This window comes from Streptomyces sp. NPDC002054, from assembly GCF_040296685.1.
Taxonomy (GTDB): domain Bacteria; phylum Actinomycetota; class Actinomycetes; order Streptomycetales; family Streptomycetaceae; genus Streptomyces.
This window is the reverse complement of sequence record NZ_JBEOXT010000005.1, coordinates 108,289-126,089: the sequence shown is the minus strand read 5'-3', so window position 1 is coordinate 126,089 and position 17,801 is coordinate 108,289. Positions and strand designations below refer to the sequence as shown.

General features: G+C 69.8%; 15 protein-coding genes. 4 read left to right on the top strand and 11 right to left on the bottom strand.

Annotated elements, in window-relative coordinates; translation table 11 throughout:
• Positions 1 to 19: 19 nt before the first annotated feature.
• The 10 genes from ABT123_RS06355 to pdhA form a co-directional block, all read right to left on the bottom strand.
• On the bottom strand, positions 20 to 892 hold the full coding sequence (locus ABT123_RS06355) for a helix-turn-helix domain-containing protein (protein ID WP_351310358.1): 873 nt from the start codon (positions 890 to 892) through the stop codon (positions 20 to 22).
• 420 nt (positions 893 to 1,312) lie between these two features.
• Positions 1,313 to 1,771: a hypothetical protein gene (locus ABT123_RS06350; protein ID WP_351310356.1), complete on the bottom strand. Its 459-nt coding sequence runs from the start codon at positions 1,769 to 1,771 to the stop codon at positions 1,313 to 1,315.
• 50 nt (positions 1,772 to 1,821) lie between these two features.
• Positions 1,822 to 2,136, bottom strand: a complete 315-nt coding sequence (locus tag ABT123_RS06345) for a hypothetical protein (protein ID WP_351310354.1) — start codon at positions 2,134 to 2,136, stop codon at positions 1,822 to 1,824.
• Positions 2,137 to 2,161: 25 nt separating this feature from the next.
• On the bottom strand, positions 2,162 to 2,410 hold the full coding sequence (locus ABT123_RS06340) for a hypothetical protein (RefSeq protein WP_351310352.1): 249 nt from the start codon (positions 2,408 to 2,410) through the stop codon (positions 2,162 to 2,164).
• Positions 2,411 to 2,583: 173 nt separating this feature from the next.
• Positions 2,584 to 2,865 carry a hypothetical protein gene (locus ABT123_RS06335; RefSeq protein WP_351310350.1) on the bottom strand — a complete coding sequence of 94 codons (282 nt, stop codon included), beginning with the start codon at positions 2,863 to 2,865 and terminating at the stop codon, positions 2,584 to 2,586.
• Positions 2,865 to 7,418 carry a putative T7SS-secreted protein gene (locus ABT123_RS06330; protein ID WP_351310348.1) on the bottom strand — a complete coding sequence of 1,518 codons (4,554 nt, stop codon included), beginning with the start codon at positions 7,416 to 7,418 and terminating at the stop codon, positions 2,865 to 2,867. Before ABT123_RS06330 ends, ABT123_RS06335 begins: the two co-directional genes overlap by 1 nt.
• Positions 7,418 to 7,996, bottom strand: coding sequence for a hypothetical protein (locus ABT123_RS06325; RefSeq protein WP_351310346.1), 579 nt, complete (start codon positions 7,994 to 7,996; stop codon positions 7,418 to 7,420). Before ABT123_RS06325 ends, ABT123_RS06330 begins: the two co-directional genes overlap by 1 nt.
• A 161-nt stretch (positions 7,997 to 8,157) precedes the next feature.
• A complete protein-coding gene (locus ABT123_RS06320; protein ID WP_351310568.1) occupies positions 8,158 to 9,639 on the bottom strand; it encodes a dihydrolipoamide acetyltransferase family protein in 1,482 nt (493 codons plus the stop codon).
• A 32-nt stretch (positions 9,640 to 9,671) separates the two neighbouring features.
• Positions 9,672 to 10,652 (bottom strand): alpha-ketoacid dehydrogenase subunit beta, encoded by a 981-nt coding sequence (locus tag ABT123_RS06315; RefSeq protein ID WP_351310344.1) that lies wholly within the window; start codon positions 10,650 to 10,652, stop codon positions 9,672 to 9,674.
• Between the two features lie 2 nt (positions 10,653 to 10,654).
• Positions 10,655 to 11,857: a pyruvate dehydrogenase (acetyl-transferring) E1 component subunit alpha gene (pdhA, locus tag ABT123_RS06310; RefSeq protein ID WP_351310342.1), complete on the bottom strand. Its 1,203-nt coding sequence runs from the start codon at positions 11,855 to 11,857 to the stop codon at positions 10,655 to 10,657.
• A gap of 323 nt (positions 11,858 to 12,180) precedes the next feature.
• Between pdhA and ABT123_RS06305 the strand changes: the two genes are divergently transcribed.
• Together ABT123_RS06305 and ABT123_RS06300 are read left to right on the top strand one after the other, a co-directional pair.
• A complete protein-coding gene (locus ABT123_RS06305) occupies positions 12,181 to 12,840 on the top strand; it encodes a response regulator (protein WP_351310340.1) in 660 nt (219 codons plus the stop codon).
• A gap of 105 nt (positions 12,841 to 12,945) precedes the next feature.
• On the top strand, positions 12,946 to 13,371 hold the full coding sequence (locus tag ABT123_RS06300) for a pyridoxamine 5'-phosphate oxidase family protein (protein WP_351310338.1): 426 nt from the start codon (positions 12,946 to 12,948) through the stop codon (positions 13,369 to 13,371).
• Positions 13,372 to 13,403: 32 nt separating this feature from the next.
• Here the strand turns inward: ABT123_RS06300 and ABT123_RS06295 are convergent, their stop codons facing one another.
• On the bottom strand, positions 13,404 to 15,011 hold the full coding sequence (locus ABT123_RS06295; RefSeq protein ID WP_351310337.1) for a protein kinase domain-containing protein: 1,608 nt from the start codon (positions 15,009 to 15,011) through the stop codon (positions 13,404 to 13,406).
• Between the two features lie 221 nt (positions 15,012 to 15,232).
• On the opposite strand from ABT123_RS06295, the gene ABT123_RS06290 reads away from it, so the two are divergent.
• Together ABT123_RS06290 and ABT123_RS06285 are read left to right on the top strand one after the other, a co-directional pair.
• On the top strand, positions 15,233 to 16,942 hold the full coding sequence (locus tag ABT123_RS06290) for a protein kinase domain-containing protein (RefSeq protein WP_351310335.1): 1,710 nt from the start codon (positions 15,233 to 15,235) through the stop codon (positions 16,940 to 16,942).
• Between the two features lie 119 nt (positions 16,943 to 17,061).
• The gene (locus ABT123_RS06285; RefSeq protein WP_351310333.1) at positions 17,062 to 17,694 is read left to right on the top strand and encodes a hypothetical protein; all 633 of its coding nucleotides are present in this window, start codon (positions 17,062 to 17,064) and stop codon (positions 17,692 to 17,694) included.
• The last annotated feature ends 107 nt before the right edge of the window (positions 17,695 to 17,801 follow it).

The window sequence follows — 17,801 nt, the reverse complement described above, 5'->3', positions numbered from 1 at the left end:
AGCCTAGACCGTGCGAGCACTAGGCAGCTTCCTCCCCACCGGTGCGGCAGTCGCCGCACCGGCCCGGGGCCGGCGCGCGGAAGCCCCGGTCGCAGTGGTCGCAGTTCTGCATGGGGTCGGGCGGTACGAAGGGTGCGGCGCGGGGGCTCGGAGGCAGGCCAGGCGGGAGCTGGACGGTAAGGCGGTGGGCAATCAGACCGGCGGGATTGCGGGGCTGTGGCAACAGGTTCGCGGTGAGGGCCACGGTCACGGCATCGGCGGTGGCGCCGCGCTCGAACCATGCCTCGACGCCGGGCGCGAGCCACTCGATGTCCCGCGCGCCGAGCAACAGCCGGGGGTCGACGCGACGCAACCTGGCCAGCAGCCCCTCGGCGGCGCGCCGCCGGGCCGGGTTGTGAGGCCCGTCAGGCTTCGGCAGACCGCCGCCCGCCCGAGGCGCGGAAGCCCCGGGCCCCGGCACCGACTCCTTGCCCGGCGGTGGCGGCTCGCCCTCCGGCCCCGGGCCGGGCTCCGGCTCCGGCTCAGGCCGGGGCTCGAGCCGGGGCTCCGGCTCCGGCTCAGGCCGGGGCTCCGGCCGGGGCGGGGGCTCCGTCTCCGTCACCGTCTCGGGCAGGACTCCCGGCCGGTTGTAGGACACGGTCCGAGTCACCACCCGCCCGTCGTCCAGCCGCACCCGGCTCCGCTCCAGATACCCGTACGCCTCCAACTCCCGCAGCGCCCGGGCGATCCGGTACTCGGTCTCGGGGCACCGGGCGGCCAGGTCCTTGATGCCGATGCGGGCCCCGGTGGGCAGCGACTGGATGTAGAGCGCGAGCCCCCTCGCCATGAGCGACAGTTCGGGGTGCTGGGCGAGGTGGTTTCCGACGACGGTGAAGCGGCTCGTGTGCTTCACGTTGACGTGGATGACACCGGATCGGGGGGTCCTGTCGCGAAGACGGGACGAGGCGCGCGCGAGCACGCTAGGCTTCGAAACATCCATCGGGAAGCGGCTTACTTCCTAGTTGGCCAGGCCCTCGCCGGGATCGCTAGTCCCGTCGGGGGCCGACGCATGTCTGGGTCGGTCGCGCCGAGCATATGCCAGCCAACCCCCGCCGAATCCAGCCCAGTTGACCCAATTCACCCATGCGAGCGACACGCCCCGCCCGGGAGGCTGGAGGGGTCTGGCAGAGGTCCTTTCCCCCGTCCTTTACTTACTTGACCACCCACCCCACCGCATCGCGAAAACCCACCCCGCGGTCCCGCCCGCACGTCCACGCACCAACTCAGACCTCCGAGAGGCGGTCTTCCGCGTCCCATCACATCCCGGCACTGATCAGAGCGGGTAGTCGTTGTGCCAGGGAGCGTCGAGATCGTCGGGATCGACCCCAAGGCCGAGAAGAACCTGATCGACTTCGTCGACCGTCCGAACCGTTCCCAGTCTCCGCCTCGCAATGGATTCCTCGCCAAAGCATTCGCTGTCGCCAGCTAGCCCTTCGGGAATCTCCACCGTGAAGACCATGAATCCGTCATCCACGGGATAGACGGCCACCCAGGCCACGTTCTCCGGATCCTTCGCCGGAATCCGCGCCGTGACACCCGCCTTGGCCATCGTCAAACGGTTCGCCACCTGCATGCGCATCTCATCATCCTCCTCTTCCCGTCGAACCCCCCAGGCGTCTGGAATCCGGCCGGCAGAGTCGGCCGTGCCGAGCACCCCGGACCGGAGCATGTCCCCGAGGTCGAGTCCGCTGGGATTCCCTTGACCGGGACGTACGGTGAATACGACGGTCACGATTGCCTCCCCCTACACCTCGCCCCACCCATGCCTGCACTGCCGGTGGTCTAGCCATTGAGAATGTCATCGACATAGTCCGACAGACCGGGCGGCAGGGATTCCGACTCGAGGCTCCTCACATACGACACCGCATCATCGTCGGCCAGATCCCCGAGCTGGATGATCGCGTTGAGCTGGGCCTCAAGGGCAATGGCATCGCTCTCACACGCGGCAGCGATCGCCAACACCCCGGTGAGGATCCTGCCGTCAGTGGACGTGTAGAGACGGATCCAGTCGGTGAGCTCGTCCGCACCGCGCGCTCGCCGCTGTGGATCGTCCGCAACCAGCTTCCGAATCAGCTGGAGCAACTCTTCGGGCCGCATGCCCGCACCCCTCAACATGAGCGGATCACGGTGCCACTGCCCGAAAGTCGCCGGCCAATTCCTCGGCGGCAAGCAGCACCGACTCCGCAAGTGCGCCCGGGCTGAGCACCGCCACCGGACCGCTCGGGCCGGTAGCACTGACGCCCTTCCGGGTCACCCGGAACATCAGACCGAACAAGGTGTCGATTCCGACGAAGGAAACGGTCTTCGCCTGGCATTTCAGCAGCGGCCGGAGGTTGTCGAGAAGGAGCGTCACAGACAAATAGATCATCATCCCCTGATCGGGGGTTCTGCCAACAGAACTAGCCGTTCCGAGTGTTCCGGACCAATGCATGTCTCCGAGGTCGAACCCGTTGGGTTCTCCCCGCCCTGGACGTACGGAGAATCTAACAATCATGACATGTAGCTGACCCCTGCAGGAAAAGGGCATGAAATGCCGATTTCCCATCATTCCCAGAGCCTGTCCCCGACTCTGATTCTGATCTGCTGGTCCCGGTCGCTGAAATCGGCAACGACACCTTCGACGAGTTCCCCGACCTCCGGAAGTGGTGTTACAGAATTCGATGCGGCCTGCGGCAGATACGAAACAATGTCCATAAATACCTTCAGCTGAGGCTCCCCTTCAACCCCAAGGAAAACCCCGAAGGGGAATCGAGCCTGGACCCTGCCGGTCAATTGCGACCCAATGGGGTGGGCCTGCTTGACTGCTTCCCACATCGCCTCATTCATCACTTGTGCCGCTTTCGCCAATACTGGTTCAGATCCTCCACGACCGAGTTGGGTATCTCAAGTTCCGTAAGTGGCCCACCTTCGTATGAGCGTTCATATTTCTGATACTGCGCTAGGTACTCCGCTACCGGAATCCTGACCTCGATCACCCCTTCACCATAGTGTTTTGCGTAGACATCAGCGAGTTCTCGTTGCTTGGCAAAATACACCAGCCCGTTCAGGTAGGGATCGTCCTGACCTCCGGGGAAATTCTCCTTCAGGAACCCTAGTAGTTCCTGCGTTTCTCCCTGGTTCCTCTGAGGGGCCTTGTAGATGGGCACCGTATCGCCGTCTTCTTCCGGACACCCATGTGGAGCAAGGCCGAGCGGGTCGGACCAGGTGTGCGGGTTGTCGACGTACGTGGACGGGTTGGGGGATGGGGCCAGGCCCAAGGGGTCTGGGGTGAGGTAGCGGGCGGTTTCCGGGTCGTAGGTGCGGAAGTAGTTGTGGTGGAGGCCCGTTTCGGGGTCGTAGTACTGGCCCGGGAAGCGGAGGGGGGTGTACGCCGTGGCGTCACGGTTCCAACTGGTGGTGCCCCACAGGGTGGTGCGGGTGTGCCAGGCGATCGTGCCGTCTTCGGCGACCAGTTCCTTCGGGGTGCCGATCAGGTCGGTGACGATCGCGAAGAAGCGTTCGTCGATGCCGTTGGACTCGGTCTGGGTGAGCGGGTGCAGGCCGTTGTGGGTCCAGGTGAGGCTGACCTGGTCGGTGGTCTCCTCGCAGAGGGTTGTGCCGTCCCACGTGAAGTGGGTTGTCTCCGCGATCTCGCCGGACGGGGACAGGCGGTGCTTGGCTATTCGGCGGCCCAAGGGGTCGTGGATATAGCGCCAGACCGTGCCGTCCGGGGTGGTGACCCCGCTGAGCTGGTCTTCCGCGTTCCACTCGTACAGCCAGGTCTCCGGCTTGCGGGACAGGCGGGTCTTCTGGCGGAGGGTGGTGCGGCCGAGGGCGTCGTGTTCGTAGCGGACCGAGCCGGCCCGGGTGATGCGGGTGCCCGCGTATTCGCGGGTGCCCTGGGCGTCGGCGCCCGGGTGTTTGGTCGGCCAAGACGCGGAGAGCTGGTTGCCCGCCGCGTCGTACGCGTACTGCTCCGACCAGGACGGCGACGACACCGCCGTGACGCGGGAGGCCGCGTCCAGGGTGAACGTGCGGTGACCTGACAGCAGGTCGTCCAGCTCCGTGAGGGCCCCGTCTGCGCGGTAGGCGTAGCCGCGGCGTTGGAGGGTGCGGCCGTCCTGGCCGGTCAGGTGCTGGGACGTGAGGCGGCCCGCCTCGTCGTAGGCGTGGGTGAGGGTGACGGTCGAGCCGAGGGTGCGGGTCAGTTCCTGGCCGGCCGCGTCCCGGTCGAACGTCAGAGTGCGGCCCGAAGTGGTGAGGGCGCTGCGGCGGCCGGCCGCGTCGTACGTCCACACCAGGTGGGCGCCGGAGGGCGTGGTGCGCTCCCTGCGCCGGCCCAGCGCGTCGTACCCGTAGCGGACCGTACGGCCGTTGACCGTCTCGGAGACCAGCCGGCCGTTGCGGTCGCGGAGCAGGGTGACCGTCGCATCCGGGGACTGGGCCCGAGCCAGCTGGTCCGCCGTGTCGTACTCGAACGTGGTCACGCCGTCCGCTGTGGTCTTGCGGACGACCTGGCCGAGGACGTTGTGCTCGTAGGACGTGCTGAGGCCGAGCGCATTGGTGCGGGAGGTCAGGCGGCCCGCCGGGTCATGGGCGTAGGTGAGGGTGCGGGCATCGAAGTCCGTCTCGGTGGTCAGTCGGCCGGCCGGGTCGTACGCGTACGTCCAGGCCAGGCCCGCAGGGTTGGTGACCGAAGTGAGGCGGAGTTCCGCGTCGTGGGTGAACTCGTACCGGACGCCATCCGGGCCCGTGCGGGCCTTGAGGAGGTCGAAGTCCCCGTACGCGCTCGTGGTCACCCCGCCGGCGCGGTCGGTGTGCGTGAGGCAGTTGCCCTCGCCGTCGAAAATCCAGGATTCCACCGCGCCGTCCGGGTGCCACCGGTGTGCCAGGCGGCCTTCCACCGTCCAGCTCAAGCTGGTCGTACGTCCGAGGGGGTCGGTCAGGGTGACCGGGCGGCCGAAACCGTCGCGGGTGCAGGCCGTGGCGGCACCCAGCGGGTCCGTCGAGGAGACGGGCAGCCCGGCCGCGTCGGAGGTGATCCGGGTCACCGCGCCCAGGGCGTCCGTCACGGAGGTGAGGTGGCCCAGGACGTCGTACCCGAAGCGCGTGGTGGCACCGGTGGACGTGGTCAGGGAGGTGCGATTGCCGCGTTCGTCGAAGGTCTGTCGCAGGACCGTGCCATCCGGGCGGACGACCTTCACCGGGAGGCCGAGGGCGTTGTATTCCGCCCGGCTGGAGCGGCCGTCCGGGCGGGTCGCCGAGACCAGGCGGCCTTCCTCGTCGTACGAGCATGAGGTCGTGTGGCCCAGTGGGTCCGTGCGGATCAGGAGCCGGCCGTGGCGGTCGTACGTGAAGCGGGTCGTCGCGCCCAAGGGGTCCGTTTCCGCGATGACGCGGTAGCGGTGGTCGATCAGATAGCGGGTGGTGTGGCCTGCGGAGGTCGTGACCGTCGTGGTGCTGTGGCCGGTGGACGGGTCCGGGTCGGAGTAGTCGATGGTGATGGCCAGGTGGCCGGCCGCGCCGCCCTCCGCGATGCAGCGGTTCCGGTCGTCGTAGGCGTAGTCGTAGCGGCTGTTGTTCGTGTCCGTCCAGGACGTGATGCGGGCGCAGTCGTCGTACGTGAAGCGGAGGGGACGTTCCGAGGAGTTCACCACCTCCGTGAGGTGGCCGTCCGTGTAGCCGTACGCGAGGATGCGCGGGCCGCCGGTCAGGTGGAGGCCTGTGATCCGGCCCTCCGAGACGTCGAACCGGAGCTGGTAGCCGCCGCTGTGGGTGAGGGCGAGCGGGATGCCGGACTCGTCGTGGTCGAAGGTGATCGTATTGCCGTTGCGATCCGAGATCGCGTCGATGCGGCCCTCGGGCGTGAAGTGGCGGGTGTGCCCGGTATCCGGGTCGAGGAGGGAGTAGGTGCCGTCCGGCATGCGCGACAGGCGGCGCCGGAGGCTGCCGGTCAGGGGGAGCACCGGGAGGCCCGGTGCCGGGTGGGGGTAGGTGAGGAGCAGGCCGTCCTCCGCCACGAACACGATGCCCTCGGCGTCGATCTCCAGGTGCTGGTCGACCGTGGAGGACCAGGACGGGCCGAACCAGCGGCCGGCCGTGTACCCGGATTCCGCCCGTCGGGTGAACACCAGCGGCAGGGTGCCGGGGAGGAGGACGTCCGTCTGCGGCAGGTACATCCGGCCGGTGGCCAGGTCGACCGGGTCGGTGCCCTTGCTGGTCTTGTCCGAGTCGGGCTTGTCTGCCGCGTCCGGGCCGTTCTTGTCGACCGAGGTGCGGCCGTTGCCGGCGGCGTCGTCCCCGATCCTGGCGGCCGTGCCGCCCTTCTTCGCCGCGCCCGCGCCCTTGGTGCCGAGCAGCTCGGGCAGGAGCTTGCCGAGGCCCTCACCCGGGTCCTTCATGAACTCGTCGAGGAGCGTCTTCCCGGTCCCCAACGGATCGTTCACGACGGTCACCAGCCCCGCCGCCGTCGAGTTGAGGTTGGTCAGGTACTCGTCCGGGTTCGCGAGGTTGTAGGGGTCGGACGGGTTGAGAGACCGGCCGAAATTGACCAGCCCGCCCGTGCCCTTGAGGAGGCCGCCGATCAGGTGGTCCTTGGCGATGTCCGTGTACGCCAGGCCGTCCGCGAGCTGCTCCCCGTACGAGGGCTTGGCCGGGGCCGTGTCGCGGGCGGCGCGGATCGCCGTACGGGCCGTCTCGGCCATGTCGTTGCGCTGGCGGCGGGCGGAGTCCAGCTTGTCCTGCGCCGCGGAGGCCTTCGCCTTGCCGGGGTCGGTGAAGGTGCCGGGGCGGGGCGGCAGGGGGTCCTTGCGGGCCTTGACGGCCTCGTTGTAGGTGTCGACGTTTTTGTTGTGGGCGTCGACGGCGTCCTGCGACGCCTTGCGCGCCGCCTTGTACTCGTCGAGGGCCTCCCGGGCCTGGCCCTGGGCCCACTCCACCGTTTCGGCGAACCGGGTGAGCGCGTCGGCGGCCTTCTCGCAGGCCTCGGCCGCCTTGAACCACTTGGGCGGCTCCTTGGCCACGGATTCCCGGAAGGCGTCGGCCGACTTCCCCTTCAGGCCGTCGCCCTGGAGGCCCTTGAGGCCGTTGCCGACCGAGGTGAAGGAGGTCTGGAAGTCGGTCAAGTGGGCTGCCTGGGCACGGATCTTGGAGGCGGATCCGTAGACCAGCCGCTTCGGGTCCTCGGTCTGGCCCAGTTCCAGCTCGGCGACGTCCGCGCCCAGCCGGTTGGCGGCGGAGCGGCTCTTGTCGCGGATCCAGTCGCCGCCTCCGTCCCAGCCGACCTTCTCGGCCGCGCGGGCGGTCTTGTCGCCGGCCCATTCGACCAAATCGCCGACGTCTTCGGCCCGGTCCTCGGCAAAGTCCTCGATCGGATCGGGTATGTAGTCGCGGAAGCCCATCAGCGGTCACCCCCCTGCGCCTGGTCCCGCGCCTGATCCAGGAGGTCCTTGAGGGAGCCGACCCGGCCGCTGTCCGTGAGCTTCTCGCCGGTGTCCTCCCAGGTGTTGCCCATCTCGTCGAAGGCCTTGCCGAAGCTCTCCCGGCTCCAATCGGGCTTGTAGACCTCCCACGGCGGCCGGATGAACTCGCCCCAGGGCTTCTTCTCGATCTCGTCCTCGTCGGCATACGGGTTGCCGTACAGGGAGTTGACGAACACCTTCAGGGCACCGTGCTGGTACTGATCTTCCTCCCAGAGGGTGCCGGCGGCGATGCCGAGTCGGGATGCGAGGCCGCTCGCGTCCTGGACGAGGGCTCGTACGCCCCACTCCCAGCGCTCGCAGAAGTCCTCGAAGTCGGTTGCCAGGCCCGGGTGTCCGGTTTCCATTCCGGTCATGGCCAGGTCGCTGAAACCGGCCCCCAGCGAGGCACCTCCGGCGTCAGCCCCGGACTCGCGCAACTCCGCGATGGCGGAACGCAGGCCGTCCTGAATGCCCTTGACCGCCTGCGCGGATATCTCCAGCTCGCCGTCGCCGCTCATCGGCCTTCCCCTCTTGCCCGATGCGATCAGTCGGCTGATCACATGATCAGACGACCGTAACCGGTGGGTGGGGGAGAGTTCCACGCGCAAATGCGCCTTCGCCCCCGGCCAAGAAGGCCGGGGGCGAAGGCGCGTTGGCAGTCCGTCAGGACGTCAGGACGTCAGGACCAGGTGATCAGGCGCTTCGGGTGTTCCAGGACCGCCGCGATGTCCGCGAGGAACTTGGAGCCGAGTTCGCCGTCGATCAGGCGGTGGTCGAAGGACAGGGCCAGGGTGGTGACCTGACGGGGCTTCACCTTGCCCTTGTGGACCCACGGCTGGAGCTTGATCGCGCCGACCGCGAGGATCGCGGACTCGCCGGGGTTCAGGATGGGCGTACCGGTGTCGACGCCGAAGACGCCGACGTTGGTGATGGTGAGGGTGCCGCCCTGCATGTCGGCCGGGGAGGTCTTGCCGTCCCGGGCCGTCACGACCAGGTCGGAGAGGGCCTGGGAGAGCTCGGGCAGCGTCTTGGCGTGCGCGTCCTTGATGTTGGGGACGATCAGCCCGCGCGGGGTCGCCGCGGCGATCCCGAGGTTGACGTAGTGCTTGAGCACGATCTCCTGGGCCGCCTCGTCCCAGGACGCGTTGACGTCCGGGTTGCGGCGGATCGCGACCAGGACCGCCTTGGCGATGAGCAGGAGCGGGTTGATGCGGAGCCCGGCGAGGTCCGGGTCCTGCTTGAGCTCCTGTACGAGCTTCATCGTGCGGGTCACGTCGAACGTGATGAACTCGGTGACGTGCGGGGCGGTGAACGCGGAGCCCACCATCGCCTGGGCGGTGACCTTGCGGACGCCCTTGACCGGGATACGGGTCTCGCGGGCGCCGGCCGGAACCGGAGCCGCCGCCTCAGCTGCCACCTGTGCCGGAGCCGGGGCCTGTGCCGGCGCCTGGGCCGCAGCGGCCGTGCCATTCCGGCTCGCGGGGACGGCCGGGGCGGCTGCGGCTGCCGCCGCCGCGTGCACGTCCTCACGGGTCACGATGCCGCCCTCGCCGGTGGGGACCACCAGCGCCAGGTCGATACCGAGGTCCTTGGCGAGCTTGCGCACCGGCGGCTTGGCGAGCGGGCGCTCGCCGGACACGGTCCCGGCGCCGTTCAGCACCGCGGCGGGGGCCGGCGCGAGCGCCGCTCCGGCCGGGGCCGGGGTGGCGGCGGGTGCGGCGGCGGCGAAGCCGGCCTGGGCGGGCTGACCCGTCACGGCCGCGGGCGAGCCCGCCTTGCGCGGGCGCCGCTTGGTCGAGCCCTGCGAGACGCCGTAGCCGACCAGCACGGGCTGGCGGGCCGGGGCGGCCGGCTCCTCGGCCTCGGCCGGAGCCTCGGCAACAACCGGAGCCTCGGCAACCGGAGCCGCGGCCACGGCCACAGCCTCGGCCGCGCCGTCAGCGCCCACCGCCACCGAGATGATCACCTGGCCGACATCGACCGTGGTGCCCTCGGCGAACCGCAGCTCGTGGACCACGCCGTCGAACGGGATGGGCAGCTCCACCGCCGCCTTCGCCGTCTCGACCTCGCAGACGACCTGGCCGTCGGTGACCGTGTCGCCCGGCTGGACGTACCACTTGAGGATTTCGGCCTCGGTGAGGCCCTCGCCCACATCGGGCATCTTGAATTCGCGGATCGTCACAGCGGATCTCCTCAGAACGCCAGCGAGCGGTCGACGGCGTCGAGCACGCGGTCCAGGCCCGGCAGGTACTCGTCCTCCAGGCGGGCCGGCGGGTAGGGAGCGTGGAAGCCGCCGACTCGCAGCACCGGCGCCTCCAGGTGGTAGAAGCACCGCTCCGTGATGCGAGCGGCGATCTCCGAACCCATGCCCAGGAAGACCGGGGCCTCGTGGACCACGACCAGCCGCCGGGTCTTCTCCACCGACCGCTGCAGTCCGTCGAAGTCGACCGGGGACATCGAGCGCAGGTCCACGACCTCGACCGACTTGCCCTCCTCGGCCGCCGCGGCAGCCGCCTCCAGGCAGACCTTCACCATCGGACCGTACGCGGCCAGGGTGATGTCCGTACCCGCCAGGGCCACCCGGGCCTCGTGCAGGGCGCCGGGAATCGCCTCGACGTCGACCTCGCCCTTGTCCCAGTAGCGCCGCTTCGGCTCGAAGAAGATCACCGGGTCGTCGCTCTGGATCGCCTGCTGGAGCATCCAGTACGCGTCGCTCGGCGTGCTCGGCGAGACCACTTTCAGGCCCGGCACGTGCGCGAACAGGGCCTCCGGCGACTCGCTGTGGTGCTCCACCGCGCCGATGCCGCCCGCGTACGGGATGCGGATGACGACCGGCATCTTGACCTTGCCCAGCGCCCGCGCGTGCATCTTCGCCAGCTGCGTGACGATCTGGTCGTACGCCGGGAAGACGAACCCGTCGAACTGGATCTCCACGACCGGCCGGTACCCGCGCAGGGCCAGGCCGATGGCGGTGCCGACGATGCCCGACTCGGCGAGCGGGGTGTCGATGACCCGCTCCTCGCCGAAGTCCTTCTGCAGGCCGTCGGTGATCCGGAAGACACCGCCCAGCTTGCCGACGTCCTCACCCATGATCAGGACCTTGGGGTCCGTCTCCAGGGCCTTGCGCAGCGACTCGTTGAGCGCCTTCGCGATCGACATCTTCTCGACAGTCATGATCAGTGCCCTTCCTCGAACGACGCGAGGTAGGCCGCGAACTGGGCGCGCTCCTCGTCCACCAGCGCATGCCCGTCCGCGTAGACGTTCTCGAAGATCGCCATCGTGTCCGGGTCGGGCATCGCGCGCACGACCTCGCGCACCCGCTTGCCCAGCTGCTCGCTCTCCACCTCCAGCGCGGCGAAGAACTCCTCGTCGGCGTCACCGCTGGCGAGCAGGTGCGCCTTCAGGCGCTCGATCGGGTCCTTCGCCTCCCAGGCCGCCCGCTCCTCGTCCCGCCGGTACCGGGTCGGGTCGTCGGAGGTGGTGTGGGCACCCATCCGGTAGGTGAAGGCCTCGATCAGGGTCGGACCGTCGCCGCGGCGGGCCCGCTCCAGGGCCCAGCGGGTCACGGCCAGGCAGGCGAGGACGTCGTTGCCGTCCACCCGGACGCCCGGGAAGCCGAAGCCGGCGGCCCGCTGGTAGAGCGGTACGCGCATCTGGCGCTCGGTGGGCTCGGAGATCGCCCACTGGTTGTTCTGGCAGAAGAACACCACGGGGGCGTTGTAGACCGCCGAGAAGGTGAATGCCTCGTTGACGTCGCCCTGGCTGGACGCTCCGTCGCCGAAGTACGCGATGACCGCGGAATCCGCGCCGTCCTTGGCCACACCCATTGCATAGCCGGTGGCGTGCAGGGTCTGCGAGCCGATGACGATCGTGTACAGGTGGAAATTGTTGACCGTGGGGTCCCAGCCGCCGTGGTTCACACCGCGGAACATGCCCAGCAGGTTGGTCGGGTCGACCCCGCGGCACCAGGCAACGCCGTGCTCGCGGTAGGTCGGGAAGATGTAGTCGTCGTCGCGCAGCGCCCGTCCGGAGCCGATCTGGGCGGCTTCCTGGCCGAGCAGCGAGGCCCACAGGCCGAGCTCGCCCTGGCGCTGCAGGGCGGTCGCCTCCCCGTCGAAGCGGCGGGTCAGGAGCATGTCGCGGTAGAGCCCGCGCAGGTCCTCGGCGGTGATGTCGGAGACGTAGGAGAGAAACTCCGCGTTCTGCGCGTTCTCGACCCGGTCCCCTTCGGGCGTCAGCAGCTGTACGAGCTGGGGCTCGGCACTCTGAGTGGCTGCGGCGGCGCTGTCGGCGGACTTGCGGGTGCTTGCCCCGGCTGCCGCTCGCTTGGTGCCGCTGCTGCGTCGCGGCTTGCGCGCGGCAGTGCTCTCCACGGTCACGTGTGCTCCTCCGTCGGTCCGGCACCCGGGTTCTCCGGGACCAGTGCGGCTCCGCCTGTATCCGTACCCGCGCACGGGGTGGGTGCGACTCGTCCGGGATACAGGCGTGACAGGTGTCCCGGCGAGTGCCCTGCGCAATGCACGTTACCCAGTGCGTCGCGTAACCGCGAAACCCCATTTGACCTGGGATTTTGCTTGGATTTCCAAGTAAATCCCAGGAATCTGGAACAACCACTGGTCACAGCCTTGCAGGGGGCCGGAACAACGGCACGTTATCCCGGGTAACTCCGCCAGGGAAGGGGTGAGTGTGTGAAACTGACTCCGTGCGCGAAGATGGAAAAATCACGGTATTCCTCCTGGACGATCACGAAGTGGTACGCCGAGGTGTCTACGAGCTGCTCTCGAGCGAATCCGACATCGAGGTGGTGGGCGAGGCCGGGACGGCTGCGGACGCGCTGGTGCGGATCCCCGCGACCCGGCCCGACGTGGCGGTGCTGGACGTACGGCTGCCGGACGGCAGCGGCGTCGAGGTGTGCCGGGAGGTCCGCTCCCAGAACGAGGACATCAAGTGCCTGATGCTGACCTCGTTCGCGGACGACGAGGCGCTCTTCGACGCGATCATGGCGGGCGCCTCCGGGTACGTCCTCAAGGCGATCCGCGGCAATGAGCTGCTGCATGCCGTACGCGATGTCGCCGCCGGGAAGTCCCTGCTGGACCCGGTGGCCACGGCCCGGGTGCTGGAGCGCCTGCGGGACGGCAAGAACGGCAAGTCGGACGACCGGCTGGCCAATCTCACCGAGCAGGAACGCAAGATCCTCGACCTCATCGGAGAGGGCCTGACCAACCGGGTGATCGGCGAGCGGCTGCACCTGGCCGAAAAGACGATCAAGAACTACGTCTCCAGCCTGCTGTCCAAGCTGGGCATGGAGCGCCGCTCCCAGGCCGCCGCGTACGTGGCCCGCCTGCAGGCGGAGAAGCGCTGACGCGAAGGTTCCACGTGGCACTCCGTGCCATTTCGGGACCAACGTCCCCGAACATGGGGGCGGGCTCCCCTGTTCCGCTACTCGCCGGTATCGGAGAGTGGGGGCATGTCACCGGAGGAACGTCACGCCATCGACCTGCTGTGCCGAGTGCCGTACGGCCGGGTGGCCACCAGCATGCGCGCGCTGCCCTTCCTCGCCGTCGCCCGCCACATCGTGGTGGACGGCCGGGTCGTCCTGAGAATGCACGGCGGCTTCGGCTACCACCAGGCGTGCAACGGAAGCGTCGTCGCGTACGGGGCCGACAACTTCAACTCCGGTGATTCCCGGCTGTGGTCGGTCCAGTTCACCGGGACCGCGCAGATCGTCGAACCGGCCACCGCCGAGCTGGAACTCTTCGGGCCGGTACCGCACTTCGTGGACGGCGCGGTCTTCGACCCGGTCTACATGCGGATCGAGCCGCAGTTCGTCACCGTGCACAGGCTGGCCGGCCTGGCCGGCAGCCTCGACCGGGAGCACCAGCACGCCCTGTGAGCGACAGGGCGTGCGGGGGTGCGTAGGCAGGGCTACTCGCCTTCGCCGCCGGCGTTGTCGTCCGGGTCCGGCGGCGGGTTGTCCGGGCTCTTGGTCGGCGGAGTCGTCGGCGGCTTCGACTTCGTCGGCGGCGTCGTCGTCGGATCGTCGCTCGGGTCCGTGGTCGGCGCGGTGAGCGTGGGCGAGGGCGTCACCGACGGGCTGGAGCTCTGCGAGTGGCTCCGGGTCCGGCCCGGGGTCGACGACCAGGTGTCCGTCCGCCGGGTGGGCTCGCGGGTCTCCTCGGTCTCCTCCGTCTGCGGGGCGCTCGGGGTGCTCTGCGTCGGAGTGGGCGGGCTCTGGCTCGTCTTCACGTTGTCGCCGGGCGTCCCCTTGTTCCCCGCCTTGTCCAAGGCGAAGACCACGCCGGAAGCGATGGCGATCACCGCGAGGACCGCGAACAGCCACACCTTCCAGCGACCGCCACCGCCGCCACGCCCGTCGCCGTTGCCGTACCCGCCCTGGCCGTTGTCGTAGTAACCGCCGCCACCGCCACCGCCGGGGTAGGCCGAGCCGTCGTCCGGGTTGAGCGGGGGCACCATCGGCTGCTGGAACTGCGAGGTGGCGCCGTGCGAGGGGTAGCCGGGCTGCGGGCCGGTGGCGCCCATCGGCATGGCCGTGGTGGCCGCCGGGCCCCGGCCGTGCGGCAGGGCCATGGTGACCGGACCGGTGTTCCAGGTGCCGGTGTTGGCGCCCTGCTCCTGGAGCATCTGGAGCCCGTACTGAGCCAGCCCGCGCATCTCCTCGGCGCTCTGGAACCGGTCGTCCGGGTCCTTGGCCAGCGAGCGCATCACCAGGCCGTCGAGCTCGGGCGGCACCCCGGTGCCGAGCTGCGAGGGCGGCACGGGCGCGTCCTGGACGTGCTGGTAGACCACCGAGAGCGGGGTCTCGCCGGTGAAGGGAGGCCGCAGCGCGAGGAGTTCGTAGAGCAGACAGCCGGTCGCATACAGGTCGCTGCGGTGGTCCACGGCCTTGCCGAGGGCCTGTTCCGGCGACAGGTACTGCGGGGTGCCCATGACCATGCCGGTCTGAGTCATCGTCGACTGCGCGCCGTGCAGGGCGCGGGCGATGCCGAAGTCCATCACCTTCACCGCACCGCCGTGGGTGATGATGACGTTGGCCGGCTTGATGTCGCGGTGCACGATGCCGTGCTGGTGGGAGTAGGCGAGCGCCTCCAGCACACCCGAGACGATGATGAGCGCCTGCTCGGGGCCCGGGGCCTCGGCGCTCATCAGCAGGTCACGGATGGTGCGGCCCTCGACCAGCTCCATCACGATGTAGGGGACGGTGTTCGGCCCGACCCGGTCCTCGCCCGAGTCGTAGACGGCGACCACGGCATGGTGGTTGAGGCCGGCCACCGACTGTGCCTCGCGCGTGAAGCGGGCCTTGGAGACCGGGTCCTCGGCGAGGTCGGCGCGCAGCAGCTTGACGGCGACGGTGCGGCCCAGCCGTACGTCCTCGGCGGCGAACACCTCGGCCATGCCGCCCCGGCCCAGCCGGTGGGTGAGCCGGTAACGGCCGTCGCCCACCAGGCCGCCTGCTCCCCAGTGCGACGGATCCTCGGCCATCCCGGCGCCACCTGCCTCGGGTTCGGGTGCCATCAGTCCGTCCTCGCCGTCATCTCTCTCGGCCGCGCGTGCGGTGCATTCGTCTCGGGGTGCTCCGATGAACGCTACAGCCTCTGCGCCGGTCACCGTTCGGGCATGGACCAGCTGTGACCGTGTGACAACCCCGTGGTCACGGAACGGGTACCCGGCTTGACGTGTGCTTGCCCTCCGGCAGACTGGGCCCGACACAAGTGTGGCGAGGGGAAGCAACAGTCATGAGCCAGGACGGCACTCAGGGCCGGTACGCAGGCCGTTCCCTGGCCGGTGGCCGTTATCAGCTAAGGGATTTGCTCGGCGAGGGCGGCATGGCGTCCGTCTATCTCGCCTACGACGCGGCGCTCGACCGGCAGGTGGCCATCAAGACCCTGCACAGCGAGCTCGGGCGCGAGCAGTCCTTCCGCGAGCGGTTCCGCCGCGAAGCCCAGGCTGTAGCGAAACTGTCGCACACCAACATCGTGTCCGTGTTCGACACCGGTGAGGGCGATCTGGACGGCACGATGATGCCGTACATCGTCATGGAGTACGTCGAGGGCAAGCCGCTCGGCTCGGTGCTGCAGGCGGACATCGCCCAGTACGGGGCGATGCCGGCCGACAAGGCGCTGAAGGTGACGGCCGATGTGCTGGCCGCCCTGGAGACCAGCCACGACGTCGGCCTGGTGCACCGTGACATCAAGCCGGGCAACGTCATGGTGACCAAGCGCGGTGTGGTCAAGGTGATGGACTTCGGTATCGCCCGCGCGATGCAGTCCGGGGTCACCTCGATGACCCAGACCGGCATGGTGGTCGGCACCCCGCAGTACCTGTCGCCCGAGCAGGCGCTGGGGCGCGGCGTGGACGCCCGCTCCGACCTGTACTCGGTCGGCATCATGCTCTTCCAGCTGCTGACCGGACGGCTGCCGTTCGACGCGGACTCGCCGCTGGCGATCGCGTACGCGCACGTCCAGGAGGAGCCGGTCGCCCCGTCCGTCATCAACCGGTCCGTCTCTCCGGCGATGGACGCGCTGGTGGCGCGGGCGCTGAAGAAGAACCCGAACGAGCGCTTCCCCACGGCGGCGGCGATGCGGGACGAGATCGCGCGGGTGGCGTCGGCCGGGCAGACCGGGGCGCCGATGATCGTCCAGGGCGGCCCCGTGAACAGCGGTGCGGGGGTCGGCTCGGCCGTGTTCCCGCCGGTGGACTCCTCGCTTCCGCAGCCGCCGCCGCAGGCGGTGCAGCAGCCGTACCAGCCCTCTCCGTACGCCACCCCGGCACCGCAGCAGCAGCACACGCCGCCGCCGATGGCGCAGCACACGCCGGCCCCGATGGCGCAGCAGGGCTACGCCTACCCGCCGCAGCACCAGACCCCGCCGCCGGTGCCGCAGCACGGCTACGCGCCGCAGACCCCGCCGCCGTTCACCATCTCGCCGGTGGCCCCGGCGCCCGCCCGGACGGGCTCGGCCGCGGCCGGCGGGCGCGGCAACATGCCGGTGGTGGTCGGCGCAATCGCGGTGGCGCTGCTGGCGATCGGCGGCCTGATCACGGCGATCTCGATGAACGGGGACGACCCGGAGGGCGGTGACAAGCCCAACGCGCAGGGCGGCACCGGCACTCCGGCGGCCACCGGCGGAGCCACGGCCTCCGGGTCGGCCAAGACGGGCCACAAGGGTCCCGACCCCTCCCGGACGATCGAGCCGGAGAAGTGCAAAGAGGCGTACAAGGACTGGAGCGACCCGAAGAAGGTCACCGCTCCGGACTTCCGGTACAAGAACCTGCGGTCGGTGAAGGAGTGCATCCAGGCGGCCGGCTGGAAGGTCAAGACGCAGGAGCGGGACGAGGCGGTGTACGGCCAGGACATGGTCCTGGAGCAGCTGCCGGCGGCCGGCACCAGCGTGTCGAAGGACGACGCGGAGTTCACCTTGGTCGTGTCCACCGGCAACCCGCAGTAGACCCAGACCGGCGATGGTGGGTCCTGCTCAGGACACATAACCGCCCGGGATGCCGGATTTGCCCCCTTATGTCAACCTGAGCCTGACATCTCGCCTGTTCGGGACGGGAGGGGCTCCCCGTGACGCGACTCTGCCTGCTGCGCTGGCCCGCCGCCGCGGCGCTGGGCTGTGCCGTGCTGCTTCCGGCGGCGCCCGCGTACGGCCTGGCCTGCGCGTCCGCGCCGTCGGCAGCGGCCCGAGCCTCGGCGGCGCCCCGCGCTTGGGCGGTGGCCCGTCCCGCTGACGGCCGGGACGACCCACGGCCGCCGCAGCTCGCCGGAAGTGCCGCTGGCGCCGGACGGCAGCGGCCCGGCCGGCCCGTCACCGAAGCCGTGAACCCGGAGGCGGCCCTCGCCGACCGCCCGGTGCAGCTGCGGCCCGAGCCGCCGCCGCCCTCGCTGCCGCCCCCGCCTCCGGCCCGCCTCCCGGACCGGCCGCAGCACGAGCACCCGAACCAGCACCGCCCCCAGCAGCAGCCCCAGGAACAGCCCCAGCACCAGCCGCAGCTCCAGCCCCAGTCCCCGTCCCGGCCGCCGTCCCCGGCCGCGGACCGCCCCGAGACCGGCAGCCCGCCGCCGTCGGCGTCGGCGCTCGGCACCGAGCCCAATGCGCGGGCCGCGGATCTGGCCGCCCACATACTGCCGCTCGGCACCGGATTCGCCCTGATGGGTGTGGGCCTCGGCTTCATCGGCATGCGCCTGCGCCGGGGCTGATTCCGGGCCGATCCCGGGGCCGATCCCGGGCTGATCCCGGGCTGGTCCCCCCTGAGACGTACATCCCGAGACGGTTGCGAGGCAGAGCATACTCGGTATACATACTG